The sequence below is a fragment of the Solibacillus isronensis genome (assembly GCF_023715405.1).
GTDB classification, from domain to species: Bacteria; Bacillota; Bacilli; order Bacillales_A; family Planococcaceae; genus Solibacillus; species Solibacillus isronensis_B.
This window is the reverse complement of record NZ_JAMBOC010000001.1, coordinates 1,055,704-1,070,511: the sequence shown is the minus strand read 5'-3', so window position 1 is coordinate 1,070,511 and position 14,808 is coordinate 1,055,704. Positions and strand designations below refer to the sequence as shown.

Annotated in this window: 11 protein-coding genes; 9 read left to right on the top strand and 2 right to left on the bottom strand. The window is 40.4% G+C overall.

The window, feature by feature from the left end:
- Positions 1 to 110 precede the first annotated feature (110 nt).
- From acnA to M3166_RS05420, 3 genes are all read left to right on the top strand, one after another.
- Positions 111 to 2,807 carry an aconitate hydratase AcnA gene (gene acnA, locus M3166_RS05430; protein WP_251688076.1) on the top strand — a complete coding sequence of 899 codons (2,697 nt, stop codon included), beginning with the start codon at positions 111 to 113 and terminating at the stop codon, positions 2,805 to 2,807.
- Positions 2,808 to 2,988: 181 nt separating this feature from the next.
- On the top strand, positions 2,989 to 5,148 hold the full coding sequence (locus M3166_RS05425; protein ID WP_251688074.1) for a 5'-nucleotidase C-terminal domain-containing protein: 2,160 nt from the start codon (positions 2,989 to 2,991) through the stop codon (positions 5,146 to 5,148).
- A gap of 336 nt (positions 5,149 to 5,484) precedes the next feature.
- On the top strand, positions 5,485 to 7,791 hold the full coding sequence (locus M3166_RS05420; protein ID WP_251688072.1) for a YhgE/Pip domain-containing protein: 2,307 nt from the start codon (positions 5,485 to 5,487) through the stop codon (positions 7,789 to 7,791).
- A gap of 55 nt (positions 7,792 to 7,846) precedes the next feature.
- Here M3166_RS05420 and M3166_RS05415 read toward each other — a convergent pair whose 3' ends face one another.
- Positions 7,847 to 8,140: a YxcD family protein gene (locus tag M3166_RS05415; protein WP_251688070.1), complete on the bottom strand. Its 294-nt coding sequence runs from the start codon at positions 8,138 to 8,140 to the stop codon at positions 7,847 to 7,849.
- Positions 8,128 to 8,583 carry a hypothetical protein gene (locus M3166_RS05410; protein ID WP_251688068.1) on the bottom strand — a complete coding sequence of 152 codons (456 nt, stop codon included), beginning with the start codon at positions 8,581 to 8,583 and terminating at the stop codon, positions 8,128 to 8,130. Before M3166_RS05410 ends, M3166_RS05415 begins: the two co-directional genes overlap by 13 nt.
- A 250-nt stretch (positions 8,584 to 8,833) precedes the next feature.
- Here M3166_RS05410 and M3166_RS05405 point away from each other — a divergent pair, with 250 nt between their 5' ends.
- The 6 genes from M3166_RS05405 to M3166_RS05380 all read left to right on the top strand — a co-directional run bounded on the left by M3166_RS05405 (position 8,834) and on the right by M3166_RS05380 (position 14,807).
- A complete protein-coding gene (locus tag M3166_RS05405) occupies positions 8,834 to 9,817 on the top strand; it encodes a diaminopimelate dehydrogenase (protein WP_251688066.1) in 984 nt (327 codons plus the stop codon).
- 205 nt (positions 9,818 to 10,022) lie between these two features.
- The gene (locus M3166_RS05400; protein WP_251688064.1) at positions 10,023 to 10,295 is read left to right on the top strand and encodes a YhdT family protein; all 273 of its coding nucleotides are present in this window, start codon (positions 10,023 to 10,025) and stop codon (positions 10,293 to 10,295) included.
- Positions 10,295 to 11,740: a sodium/pantothenate symporter gene (gene panF / locus M3166_RS05395; protein WP_251690016.1), complete on the top strand. Its 1,446-nt coding sequence runs from the start codon at positions 10,295 to 10,297 to the stop codon at positions 11,738 to 11,740. Before M3166_RS05400 ends, panF begins: the two co-directional genes overlap by 1 nt.
- A gap of 135 nt (positions 11,741 to 11,875) precedes the next feature.
- Entirely contained in the window at positions 11,876 to 12,610 is a 735-nt protein-coding gene (locus M3166_RS05390; RefSeq protein WP_251688062.1) for a GTP cyclohydrolase II, read from the top strand.
- Between the two features lie 12 nt (positions 12,611 to 12,622).
- Positions 12,623 to 13,738, top strand: coding sequence for a bifunctional diaminohydroxyphosphoribosylaminopyrimidine deaminase/5-amino-6-(5-phosphoribosylamino)uracil reductase RibD (ribD, locus tag M3166_RS05385; RefSeq protein WP_251688060.1), 1,116 nt, complete (start codon positions 12,623 to 12,625; stop codon positions 13,736 to 13,738).
- Positions 13,731 to 14,807 carry an FAD-dependent monooxygenase gene (locus tag M3166_RS05380; RefSeq protein WP_251688058.1) on the top strand — a complete coding sequence of 359 codons (1,077 nt, stop codon included), beginning with the start codon at positions 13,731 to 13,733 and terminating at the stop codon, positions 14,805 to 14,807. Before ribD ends, M3166_RS05380 begins: the two co-directional genes overlap by 8 nt.
- Position 14,808: the final 1 nt, after the last annotated feature.

Here is a 14,808-nt window from a genome sequence, read left to right as displayed (position 1 = left end):
AAAAGATAATAATAATGCAATTTACTTATGTTTGAATGTGCGCTATTATTGACTGTGGAGAAAAGAGCATTACAACCTTTTCAATTAAGAAAAACTAGGGGGAACACAACATGGCAAACTTACACAACAGTCGTTCGACTTTTGAAGTTAACGGTAAAACTTATAACTATTTCCGTTTAGCTGCAATTGAAGAAGCTGGTATCGCAAAAGTATCACGCCTACCTTATTCAATTAAAGTATTATTAGAATCAGTATTACGTCAATACGATAACTATGTAATTAAAGACGAGCACGTTAATGAATTAGCTAACTTCGGTAATCACAATGCAGATGCTGAAGTACCATTCAAACCTTCTCGTGTAGTATTACAAGACTTCACTGGTGTTCCAGTAGTAGTTGACTTAGCTTCATTACGTTCTGCAATGAAAGAAATGGGTGGAGACCCAGCTAAAATCAACCCTGCAATTCCGGTTGACCTTGTAATTGACCACTCAGTACAAGTAGACAAATACGGTAACGCAGCAGCATTACAAGCGAACATGGATTTAGAGTTCGAGCGTAACGCTGAACGTTATAACTTCTTAAAATGGGCTCAAACTGCTTATGATAACTTCCGCGCTGTACCACCAGCAACTGGTATCGTACACCAAGTTAACTTAGAGTATTTAGCTCCAATCGTTCACGTTAACGAAACAGAAGAAGGTTTAGTAGCATTCCCTGACTCAGTAGTAGGTACTGACTCTCACACAACTATGATCAACGGTATCGGTGTTCTAGGTTGGGGTGTTGGTGGTATTGAAGCTGAAGCTGGTATGTTAGGTCAACCATCTTACTTCCCAATTCCTGATGTTATCGGTGTTAAATTAGTAGGCGAATTACCAAACGGTACTACAGCTACTGACTTAGCATTAAAAGTAACTCAAGTATTACGTGCTCGTGGTGTAGTAAACAAATTCGTTGAGTTCTTCGGACCTGGCGTACCTGGTTTACCACTAGCTGACCGTGCTACAATCTCAAACATGGCTCCAGAATATGGTGCTACTTGTGGTTTCTTCGCAGTTGACGAAGAATCATTAAACTACATGCGCTTAACTGGCCGTGACGAAGAGCACATTGCTGTTGTTGAAGCTTACTTAAAAGCTAACGACATGTTCTTCAACCCGGACTTAGAGCCTGTTTACACTGATGTTTTAGAAATTAACTTAGCGGACATCGAAGCTAACCTTTCTGGTCCTAAGCGTCCACAAGATTTAATTCCTTTAACTGAAATGAAACGTGTTTACCGTGAATCAGTAGTAGCTCCACAAGGTACTCAAGGTTTCGGTTTAACTGAAGAAGAATTCTCTAAAACATCTACTGCTAAATTTGCAGAAGGTGACGTAGAAATTCCTGCAGGTGCTGTAGCAATCGCTGCCATCACTTCTTGTACAAACACATCTAACCCATACGTATTATTAGCTGCTGGTTTAGTTGCTAAAAAAGCGGTTGAGTTAGGAATCAAACCTGCTAAGTGGGTTAAAACTTCTTTAGCTCCAGGTTCTAAAGTAGTAACTGGTTACCTAGAAGAGTCTGGTTTACAAGACTACTTCGACCAAATCGGTTTCAACACTGTAGGTTACGGTTGTACAACATGTATCGGTAACTCAGGTCCGTTATTACCAGAATTAGAAGAAGCAATCAAATCAAACGATTTATTCGTAACTTCTGTATTATCAGGTAACCGTAACTTCGAAGGCCGTGTACACCCATTAGTAAAAGCTAACTTCTTAGCTTCACCACCATTAGTTGTTGCTTACGCTTTAGCTGGTACTGTAGATATCGATCTACAAAAAGACGCAATCGCTGTAACTCCAGAAGGCAAAGAAGTATTCTTCGCTGATATCTGGCCATCAACTGAAGAAGTTAACGAAGTATTAAATAAAGTTGTTACTCGTGAATTATTCCAAAAAGAATACGAAACAGTATTCACTGCTAACGAAGCTTGGAATGCAATCGAAACTTCAACTGAAAACTTATATACTTTCGATGATAAATCAACTTACATCCAAAACCCACCATTCTTCACTGGTCTTTCTAAAGAGCCAGGTGCTATCCAAACATTAGCTGGAATGCGTGTAATGGCTAAGTTCGGTGACTCTATCACTACTGACCACATCTCTCCTGCAGGTGCAATCGGTAAAGATACACCAGCTGGTAAGTACTTAATCGAAAACGGTGTTGCAATCCGTGACTTCAACTCTTACGGTTCTCGTCGTGGTAACCACGAAGTAATGATGCGCGGTACATTCGCTAACATCCGTATCCGTAACCAAATCGCTCCAGGTACAGAAGGTGGTTTCACTACTTACTGGCCAACAGGCGAAGTTGAGTACATTTACGATGCTTGCATGAAGTACAAAGAAGCAGGTACTGGCTTAGTAGTATTAGCTGGTAACGACTACGGTATGGGTTCATCTCGTGACTGGGCTGCTAAAGGTACATTCTTACTAGGCGTTAAAACTGTAATCGCACAATCTTACGAGCGTATTCACCGTTCTAACTTAGTAATGATGGGCGTATTACCATTACAATTCATGGCTGGCGATTCAGCTGAAACTTTAGGATTAAAAGGTGACGAAACAATCGACGTTAACTTAACTGATGATGTTAAACCACGTGATATCCTAACTGTTACTGCAACTTCTCCAGAAGGAAAAGTAACTGAGTTCAAAGCGTTAGCTCGTTTCGACTCTGAAGTAGAAGTAGACTACTACCGTCACGGTGGTATCCTACAAATGGTATTACGTGCTAAAGCTGCACAACAATAATTCCATTCTATAACATGAAAGACAAAGTCAATTTCGATTGGCTTTGTCTTTTTTTGTGTAAAAGGACCTAAAGAATGTATTTTTTGTTAAATAACAGTAAAATTTTCCGGAAAATGTGGAAATTTTTATAATATTTCGTTACTATCAAAAGGTAGGTTAAAAATTTTGGGGGGTCTTTTGGATGAAGAAAAAAAGAATGTATTCAGCAACAGCTTTAGCAGCATTTACGGCAGTAGCTGTAGGAGCAACAGGTGTTATGGCAGAAGAGACAATTTTTACGGATGTAACAGTTAGCCATCCATATGCAGAAGGGATCAATGCTTTAACATCTGCAGGTATCGTAAAAGGATTTGAAGACGGTACTTTTAAACCAGATACAACGGTTACTCGCGGACAAGCTGCGAAAATGATTGCGGGTGCTCTTAAACTTGATACAACAAATGTAAAAAATCCTAACTTTAAAGATATTAAAACGTCAAACCAGTATTATAGTCAAATAGCGGCATTAGTAGCTACTGGATTTGTTAATGGTTATGAAGACGGTACATTCCGTACAGCGGATAAAATTACACATAATCAATTAGCTAAAATTTTAACGAATGTTTCTGCGGTATATCCGATTGATGCAACTTCGTTATTAACAGAGTCTAAAGTTGTATTCAACCCTACGAAACAACTTACTCGTGGTGAATTGTCAAGCGTATTGGCAACAATGCTTGCAGCAGCTGCACCAGCACCACAACCACAACCTGAACCGGAAACAAACAATTATAAATTATCAATTATGCATGTGAACGATACTCATGGACGTGTTGATGCATTTCCAAAATTAATGACGGCGGTTAATGAACAACGCGCAAAAACACCAGATGCGCTTCTATTGCATGCGGGTGACGTTTTCAGCGGTACTTTATACTTCAATGAGTTTGAAGGACAAGCTGATCTACCGTTTTTAAATGCATTGAAATTTGATGCGATCACATTAGGGAACCATGAATTTGACTTAGGTTCTTCACCAGAAGGACATAAAGCATTAGCTGAATTCATTAAAGCTTCACAATTCCCGGTTTTAACGGCGAATGCTGACTTTACAAAAGACAGCCTGTTTACAGGTATGTTCTCCGATTTAGTATCAAGCGAGCCAGAAAACGGCAAAATTTACGCTGGTATGATTAAAGAAGTGAACGGCGAAAAAGTCGGGATCTTCGGATTAACGACAGCTGAAACAAAAGATATCGCTTCACCAGGCAGTGTAGCATTTGAAAATTATATCGACGAAGCGAAAAAAGCGGTAAAAGCGTTTGAAGATAAAGGTGTCGATAAAATTATTGCTTTAACACATATCGGATTTGACGATAACCCTGCATATGACAATGATCAAATTCTAGCAAAATCAGTACCTGGCATTGATATTATCGTAGGCGGTCACTCACATACAGAGCTTAAAGAGCCATTCGTAGTTGATACAAACACAGTTGGTGAGAAAAAGGACGCAACATTAATCGTTCAAGCAAAAGAGTATGCTGGATTCCTAGGTACAGTGAATGTTGAATTTGACGAAAATGGTGTCATCGTTAAACATGACGGTCAATTAGTTGAAATCGGTAAACTTGCTGATGACGCTGAAGGTTTAAAAATACTTGCTCCATTTAAAGAAAAAGTAGATGCACTTTCTAAAGCAGAAATCGGTGTTACTTTAGCAGAGGATTTAGTGAGCCCTCGTGCATCAGACGATAATCCAGTGAGTGTACGTAATAGTGAAACGGTATTAGGTAATATCATTACAGACGGTATGCTTGCAAAAGCGAGAAAGTATACGGATAAAAAGGTTGTAATGGCATTGCAAAATGGCGGCGGTATTCGTGCTGCAATTCCAGCAGGCAATATTACAACTGGACAAGTAATTACAGTGTTACCGTTTGGTAATACATTAGCATTAATGGATGTTACAGGTGCTGAATTAAAAGAAGCATTTGAACACTCTGTGAAAGATGCTCCTAAAGAGAATGGCGGATTCCTGCATATCTCAGGTGCTAAACTAGAATACGATTCTTCTAAAGAAGCGGGCTCTCGTATCGCTTCATTAAAATACTATGATGAAGCAACAAAAGCATATGTAGATGTTGCCGATAACGAAACTTACACAGTTGCTACAAATGCATTCACTGCTAAAGGTGGCGACGGCTTCAGCTCGTTTGAAAAAGCATATGGCGAAGGTCGTGTAACAGACTTAGGTTTATCGGATTGGGAAAACTTAAAAGAACAATTATTATCAATGAAAGAAATTAAGTTTACTACTGAAGGCCGCATTGTAGATACAGCTGCGCCAGTAGAAAAATAATTTAACAGCTAAACCACTAATTTGGGCAACCATTTTAGTGGTTTTTTTATTTTTTTTTTGCAAAATACATTATGTAAATTAAACCTTTCAACATATCACTGGATAACAATAAAATTAGAATATTCAGATAAATAAAGGGGGTCCCGAAATAGAATGTTATTTAACGATTATATTGTCCTATTTTTTGAATATTAATATGAACAAAATTCACGTACTAACAAGAAAATATTTACATTTTCTAGTAGAAATATGTAAAAACTTAGAATATATTATTGTTATACGCAATGAGTATTTATTCATTCGTATAGGTCTAATTTAACAAAAAGGGGGGTTTTTATGGGGTCGTTTCAGTTGTTTGGGAAGGAATTGCAGTCACTGAAAAATCGTAAAGGTTTACTCATTGCGTTGATCGGTGTCATGCTCATTCCAATTGTTTACGTAGCAGTACTTCTGTCAGCTACATGGGGACCATATGACAACCTGGATAACTTACCGGTTGCGTTCGTCAATAAGGATGCAGGCGGAGTTTCGGGTGGTCAAGCTATCAATGTCGGCAATGATTTAATGGAAACATTAAAAGAAAGTAATTCATTAGGCTGGCATTTTGTGACGGAAGAAGAAGCGATGGAAGGATTGGATAAGCAGGAATTTTACCTAGTGGTAGAAGTGCCGGAAGACTTCTCACAAAAGGTGACAACCGTTCTTGATGCAAATCCGCAAGTACCGGAATTGCGTTATATCCAAAATGAAGGATTAAACTTCATGGGAGCGCAAGTGACAAACAGTGCTGTTGAAAAACTTCGCGAACAATTAGGGGACAAAATTACAGCGACTTATGCCAGAACGGTATTCTCCAGATTTACGGATATCGAAACAGGATTTGCTACTGGGGCAGATGGTTCGAAGCAAATCGTCGACGGCACTGAGCAGCTGGCAAATGGGACGAACACATTATTAACATCGTTGACGGAAAAATCGGCAGATATTAACAAGCTTGCTGTCGGTGCGAAAACGGCAGATGCGGGGGCAGGCCAACTTCTTTCCACGATCAATGGGGGAACGGGCGATATTAACAAGCTAGCGTCCGGATCACGTCAAGTGGCATCGGGTGCTACACAATTAAAAGGCGGATCTCAGCAAGTATTAGCAGGACTTAATTCATTAAAAGGCGGTTCAACGGAAATCTATACAGGTTTACAGAAATTACAGCCTAGTTCCGAAAATCTCCTGAATGGGTTGCAGCAGCTTTCTGCTGGAGCGAACCAGCTTTATGCAGGTATCGCTGTAGGAGACGGTACGCAGGCGAATCCGGGGTTGGCAAAAGGCCTGAACCAGCTGGCAACCGTATTGAAGTCAAAACAGGCGGATATCGAACAAATGGCACAAGGTGCAGCATTACTGCAAACATTGGCGCAAGCACCTGGCATGGAAGCATATCGTGAAAATTTACTTGCTTTAAGTGCAGGCTTGGGAGAGCTTGGTACCGTTTATCCGGTTGCCGTTCAAAGTGCCAATGCATTAAGCAATGGTGCCAACCAGATGGCGCAATCCATGCCTGCATTGACAACAGGTCTTGAAAATGCAATTGCCGGTCAAAAAACGATCGTGTCCGGTATTGGTTCATTAACGGCTGGACAAGAAAAAGCTGTAAAAGGAATCGATGCACTTGTTTCTGGTCAGACAGCAGTCGTTTCTGGTGCATCTACTTTAGCGGGTGGTGCATCACAAGTAGCAAATGGTAATGCATCGCTAACGAGCTCGTGGAACAAATTAGGTGCAGGTGTTTCCAACCTGAAAAGCGGTTTAACGCAAATCAGCACAGGTAATGAAACTGTTGCAGTTGGTTGGCAAACGATGACAGAAGGCGTTACGTCATTAAATGATGGGGTTAACCGTCTTCAGGCAGGTTCATCGGAATTGGCGACTGGTTTGGAAGGCGGTCGTGAGCAAGTGGCGGCATTACGAATTACTGATGATAATATTGCGATGTTTTCTTCGCCGGTCACATTGGCAGGGGAAAAGGTCAATGAATATGAATATTATCGCGATTCAACAGCTCCGTATATTTTATCTTTGGCACTATTTGTAGGTATGCTTGTGTTGTCCATGTTTGTGGACTTTAAAAAACCGGCTGTATTGCCAAAGTCTGCTGTAAGCTGGTTTGTCAGTAAATGGCTGCAATTAGCACTGTTTGCTACAATTCAGGCTGTATTGGTTACGGTATTTACATTAGTCGTATTACAGCTTTCTGTAGATCATGTGGTGCAGTTTATTTTATTCGGGATTTTTGTCAGCATTGTATTCATGTCGATTATTTTCTTCCTTGTATCGGTTGCCGGCAATATTGGGCGATTTATCGCACTTGTACTGGCTGTTGCACAATTATCGATTACAGGTTCGAATTTACCGATTCCGATGCTTCCTGAAAATTTACAGGCGGTAAGTGCATATTTACCGTTTACGTATTCGATCTCAGGATTTAAATCGGTTATTTCATTAGGTGATCTTTCATTACTATCATCGAATGCTTTAGTCCTTGTTATTTATTTAGTCGTTGCTTCTGTGTTGGCATTGATTGCGTTTATCGTAAGCTATAAATCACTTACGACGAAGTACACACCGGAAGTGCAGCCGACTGCATAACAAAAAAGACCCGTCTACTCTCAAAATAGAGAGTGACGGGTCTAATTATGTTGAATTAAAACTCTACGTGAGCAATCATGCCTTCTTCATCATCAATAGCAAGTGAAATACGGGCTGACATTGAATCACGGCCAAGCTGCTCATCAATATACAGACGAAGTGCCATAATGAAATTCACAGAGTTGTATACTTCCAGTTGTCCGTTGTAGAAAGCTTCCGCTGAATATCCGGCAACATCATCATACATCAGCTCCACTTCCACATCTTCTGGTGCTGTGTTTTTGAATTTTGCATGGAACAGACAAACGGCATTAATTAAATCTTGTTCAAGTAATGTTAGTTTTTCCACGTATCCGTAACCTCTTTATCTTTTTTGCGTTTGATTAACTGGTAAATCTTCACAAGGAAGAAGACAATTGCCGCAATTGCTGCTACGTTGATTAACAGACCTAAAATGTTACCTAACATACCCATGCCGGCAAATAAGCTACCGAATAATAAACCGGCTAAACCACCAAGCATTAAGCCTTTCATTAAACCGCCTTTGTTTGATGCTGTATTTGAATCATTCTTTTTCGTTGTATTATTGTTTTGTTTAGTTGTTGTCGGGTTTGTAGCATCATTATTGTTTTTTTGAATATTAGTATTGTTATTGTTGCTGTTGAAGCCTTTTTTACCTGACTTGTAACCTTTTGCTTCAACTGACTGTGCATCATTAGCAAATAAAATCGTAGTCCCTACACTTGAAAATACAAGTGTGAATGCTAATAAAACCGCTGATAATTTCTTCATGTTTTTCCCCCAATTAGTCTATTTTTTACTTTCTTAGTATATCAAAAATCTACCTGAATAGAAAATGAAAACACTTTTCAGCAAATAATACAAGCAATACGCGAAAGATAACATTTCTTGTGAAAATCACAAAAATTATTGTATTCATAATTATGAAACTGTATGATGAAATATAATTTAGACGAAAATTCTGAATTTACATCATTATGTAAAGAATACACGTCAAATAATTAAGTTGGGGGAATAAATAATGAGTAAAATTCGCATTGGTATTGTAGGTTACGGAAATTTAGGTCGAGGTGTGGAAGCAGCAATTGGTCAAAATGCTGACATGGAATTGGTAGCTGTATTTACGCGTCGTGATCCTGCTTCAGTTGCCATCCAATCACCAAATGTACCGGTTTATTTAGTGGATGATGCACCGAATTACAAGGAACAGATTGATGTTATGATTTTATGTGGTGGATCTGCAAAAGATTTACCTGAGCAAGTGCCGCATTTTGCGCAATGGTTCAACACGATCGACAGCTATGATACACATGCAAAAATCCCGGAATTTTTTGATACTGTTGATGCTGCTGCACAAAAAAGTGATACAGTCTCCATCATTTCGGTTGGCTGGGACCCGGGGCTATTTTCATTGAACCGTCTATTAGGTGAAACAGTTCTGCCTGAAGGAAATACATATACGTTCTGGGGAGACGGCTTAAGCCAAGGCCACTCAGATGCAGTACGCCGCATTGAAGGAGTAAAAAATGCAGTACAATATACTTTACCGATTAAAGAAGCGGTTAACCGTGTTCGCAACGGTGAAAATCCTGAGCTGACAACACGTGAAAAACATGCCCGTGAATGCTTTGTTGTATTAGCTGAAGGTGCAGATGCAGCAACAATCGAAAAAGAAATTAAAGAAATGCCAAACTATTTTGCGGACTATGATACAACGGTGAACTTTATTACAGAAGCAGAATTTAAAGAAAATCACCAAGGTATGCCACATGGCGGGTTTGTTATCCGTTCTGGTCAATCAGGCGAATCAGACAAGCAAATTATGGAGTTTTCTTTAACGCTTGAATCGAATCCGATGTTCACATCTAGCGTTCTCGTTGCCTATGCACGTGCTGCATACAAATTGCACGCGAAAGGAGATAAAGGTGCAAAAACTGTATTCGATATTCCGTACGGTTTATTATCACCAAAATCCCCAGCAGATTTACGCAAAGAATTACTGTAATTTTCAAACAAGCGTCGTCTAATAAATTTAGGCGACGTTTTTTCAATTTTTGCTAGACAAATCGTCGATAAAGACTTTTCTTTCGCGGTTTTGCAACGTAGAATAGAGAAGTTAAGTCTCTGAAATATGGTTGAACACTTTAGAGCGATTTAAAATCCCCTCATGAATCTGAAATTACAGCAGATTTAAATGGTATACAGAAAGGATGTTTAATGTGCAGGATAAGCGTTTTAAAATCGCACATAAAGAAGCACTGATCGGTGTCGTGCTTGTCATCATCAATTTTGCAATCTGGTTCGGATTTGCATATGGACTCGGTTCCGGTGACCCGCTAGAATATGATTACGTATTCGGATTCCCGGCTTGGTTTTTCTATAGCTGTATCGCAGGAACAATTTTCATGATTATTGCCATCTGGATTGCGATGAAGCTTTTCTTCAAAGACATTTCACTTGAAGAGGAGGATGAGCAAAAATGATACATTGGTCTGTTATTATTCCATTATTAATATTTTTAATCATCATTTTTGGCATCGGTATTTGGGCAAATCGCCAAGTACGCACATCTAATTCGTTTTTACAGGAGTATTTTTTAGGCGGCCGAGAAATGGGCGGGTTCATCCTGGCGATGACGATGATGGCGACATATGGGAGTGCCTCAAGTTTTATCGGGGGCCCGGGTGTGGCCTATAATACAGGGCTTGGATGGGTTCTGTTAGCAATGGCACAGCTGCCTGCAGGTTATTTTGTTTTAATGGTGCTCGGCAAGAAGTTTGCGATTGTTGCACGCCGTATTGAAGCCATTACATTAATCGACTTTTTAAAGAAACGCTATGACAGTCATACAATCGTTATTTTATCGGCGATCAGCATCATTATTTTCCTTTTTGCATCGATGACAGCACAATGGGTAGGTGGTGCACGTCTGATTGAATCATTGACAGGACTATCCTATATAAATGCATTGCTCATTTTTGCGGTAGCTGTTTTGGCTTATGTAATTATCGGTGGTTTCCGGGCTGTCGCGTTAACGGATGCATTGCAAGGATCGATTATGATTGTAGGTACGGTCATCCTTCTTATTGCTACAGTCATTGCCGGTGGTGGTGTTGACACGATTATGCAAGGACTGGTAGCAGAAAATCCGAATTTAGTGACTCCATTTGGTGCAGAACAAAATCTGACACCATTATATGTATCAACATTTTGGATTTTAATTGGACTAGGTGTGATCGGTTTGCCACAAATTGCAGTTCGTGCGATGAGCTACAAAGATTCGAAAAGCTTACATAAAGCAATTCTAATAGGTACAATCGGGATTGGTACAATTATGTTCGGCATGCATTTAATTGGTGTATTTGCACGTCCGGTTATGCCTGGAATTGAAGTCGGCGATAAAGTGATGCCATTGCTGACATTGGAAGTGCTGCCGCCGGTATTGGCAGGAATCGTACTCGCAGCTCCAATGGCAGCCATCATGTCGACGGTCAATGCATTGCTGATTCTAGTTAGTTCAACAGTTGTAAAAGATATTTATTTAAACTATATCAATCCGAAAGCAAGTGATGCACAAATTAAAAACCGCAGCTTCTGGGTGACGAGCATTATTGGGATCGCGGTAGTTATTTTCGCCGTCAAACCGCCAGAGCTGTTAATCATGCTGAACTTGTTTGCGTTCGGCGGACTGGAATCAGCCTTTTTATGGAGTGTTGTATTTGGCCTGTATTGGAAGAAAGCAAATAAATACGGGGCTATCAGTTCGATGATTGTCGGCCTGACATTATATATTGTCATCTACCGTTTTGCGGAAAATATTTATGGCATGCATTCCGTAACAATTCCGATTATAGCTTCTCTTATCACATTTGTAGCAGTAAGTATGATTGCTCAAAAGGTGAAAAAAATAGAAGATTACCATTTTTAATAGCCAGAATCGTTTTGGCTCTGTATGATAGAAACCAGAACTATCAATTGATAGTTCTGGTTTATTTGACGTTAAACGCTTATTATTGTAAACTAGGTTACATAAAGTAACTTAATAAAAAATAAAGGTGATAAGATGAAAAAAATAATGGCTATTTTAGAAGATAAAATTCAGCTTGTACGCCGTGATGATCTGCAAAATATTGCAGTAGTCGGACCGGTAAAGCTACCTATAAAACAAGAAAATCTAGAAGCAACATTCCAATGGTATTCATGGACGACTGTTGAAAAAAATCAGACAAAAGAACAGGTCGTAGAATCTGTATCGTCTATGCATTTAGCTTTTGGCCAGCAGTCTTCTGTACTGGTGTATGGAGATTTTGCCAACCAGGATGATGCATTGATCCGCATGCACAGTATTTGTCATACAGGTGATATTTTTGGTTCGCAGCGTTGTGACTGTGGCTATCAGTTGCATGAATCGATGAAAATGATTGTCGAGCACGGCTGTGGCGCAATCTTTTATTTAGCAGATCATGAAGGGCGCGGTATTGGACTGTTTTCAAAATCATTAGCTTACCTATTACAGGAAGAAGCGTTTGATACAGTGGAAGCAAATCATGCACTTGGTTTTGAAGATGATGTCCGTTCATATGATGATGCAATCCGTGTACTACAGGTGCTTCGTTCAAAACCGGTAACACTCATTACGAACAATCCGAAAAAGCTTGCAGCGCTGCAGAAAAACGGATTACTTGCGGATGGCCATATTCCTTTATGGGGCGGTCTTACGGAAACGAATGAACAGTACTTGAAAACAAAAGTAGAAAAGTCTGGGCATATCGCGATGGTTGAAAAGCTAACTGTGTAAGGAGAATTTCTAATGAAAACTGATCAGGACTATATGCAACTTGCGCTTCAATTGGCGGCAAGTGCCAGAGGGAATACCAATCCAAATCCGTTAGTAGGAGCCGTCATCGTGAAAGATGGCGTCATCGTCGGTACAGGACTTCATCGAAAAGCAGGGGAACCCCATGCTGAAGTTCATGCGGTGAACATGGCAGGCGAGCTTACAAAAGACGCGACCATTTATGTCACATTGGAACCGTGTTCGCACTACGGTAAAACACCACCATGTGCGAAGCTGCTGAAAGAAAGCGGATTTAAACGCGTTGTTGTTGCAACGGAAGATCCAAACCCTGAAGTGGCAGGGCGCGGTATTCGCCTGTTGCGTGAAGCGGGAATCGAAGTGGAGGTTGGAGTTCTTCAGGAGGAAGCTCAAAAGCTGAATGAACGTTTTATTCATAATATGCTGACAGAGTGTCCATTTGTCGTTGCAAAATTCGCCATGACACTTGACGGCAAAATCGCGACATATAACGGGCATTCACAATGGATTACAGGTGAAGCAGCACGTGCGGATGTCCATGAATTGCGTCATGAAGTGGACGGGATATTAGTCGGTGTACAAACAGTTTTAAATGACAACCCGAAACTGACTACTCGTTTAAAGGATAATCGACAAGGTCGTAACCCGATTCGGGTAGTCTTGGACAGTACTTTGAAAACACCGGTTGATGCGCATATTGCGGATACGACAGAAGCTCGTACAATCATTGTCACTTCACTTGATTCAGATACGGTAAAGGCACAGCAGCTGGAACGCAACGGTGTTGAAATTATCCGTGTGGAAAAAGAATCAACAGGCTTGAAAATAGAGGATATGTTGAAAGCATTATATAAAAAGGGCATTACGCATCTGCTTGTTGAAGGTGGCGGCAATGTGAACGCATCATTTTTACGAGGCGGCTTCATTGACCAGTATATGGTATATGTCGCTCCGAAAGTATTGGGAGGGAAAAACTCCATTACGCCGTTTACCGGATCTGATGTGGAAACCATCGATTTGGCTAGCCAGCTTGAATTCGGTGAAGTCACTCGCATCGGGGAAGATTTGCGTATTATAGCCTATCCAAAGAAGGCTGGTTTATATGAATAGAAAAGTGGATGTTTGCATTGTTGGCGGTGGTCCGGGCGGTGCACTGCTTGCCAATATTTTGGCGAAAAATAATGTGTCGGTACTTTTAATTGAGCGGACTAATGACTTTGCGAAGGCATTCCGCGGGGAACATTTAAATGAAGAAGGCGAGCGGATTCTTAAACAGTACGAGCTTTTCGAACGAATTGAACAGCTCGGTTTGCTTCGCATGGAAACATTGGAATATTGGATGAGCGGTGAAAAGTTTAAAACAATTGAACCGGATCCGGCTGTAGGCCATTTAGGTATCCATGTTCCGCAAACTCATTTACTTCAGGCAATTATTGAGCAGGCAAAAGGCTATCCAAAGTTTAGCTACTTATTGAATACAACGGTTAAAGAGCTTATTCAAAACGAGCATGGACAATATACAGCGGTTCGCGCTAAACAAGGTGATGCTGATATTACAATTGAAGCACAGCTGATCATCGGTGCGGATGGACGCTATTCCACAGTGAGAAAATTGGCGGATTTGGATGTAACAATCCGTGATCATGGCTATGACTTGCTTTGGGCGAGAATACCGGCACCTGAAAATTGGACTCCTTCAATTAAAATGGCCTTAGTTGACGGCATGCAAATTTCCTTGTTTACGCAGGCAAAAGGATACGTCCAAATCGGCTGGAATATCGAAAAGGGAAGCTATCCGGAATTACGTAAACAGCCGTTTATACTGTTTATAGAAAAACTCGTAAAAGCATTTCCTCAATTGGCACCCGTCGTACAGGAGCATATTCAGTCCTGGAAAGACTTTGTGCTGCTTGATGTATTCAGCAGTACGACCGAACAATGGGGAAAAGAAGGTGTCGCATTAATTGGTGATGCTGTTCATACGATGACTCCGACTGGCGCTTACGGATTAAATAGTTCGTTAATGGATGCCCATGTGCTGGCACAAATGCTGCTGGAAAATGAGGAATTTGATTTTGTCAGCTGCGCAACGGCACGAAAAAAACAAATCGAAAAAATTCAGGCTATACAAATAGAAAAAGAGCAAAAGTTCCATGAAGCTTTTCTCGTATTAAGTTAGG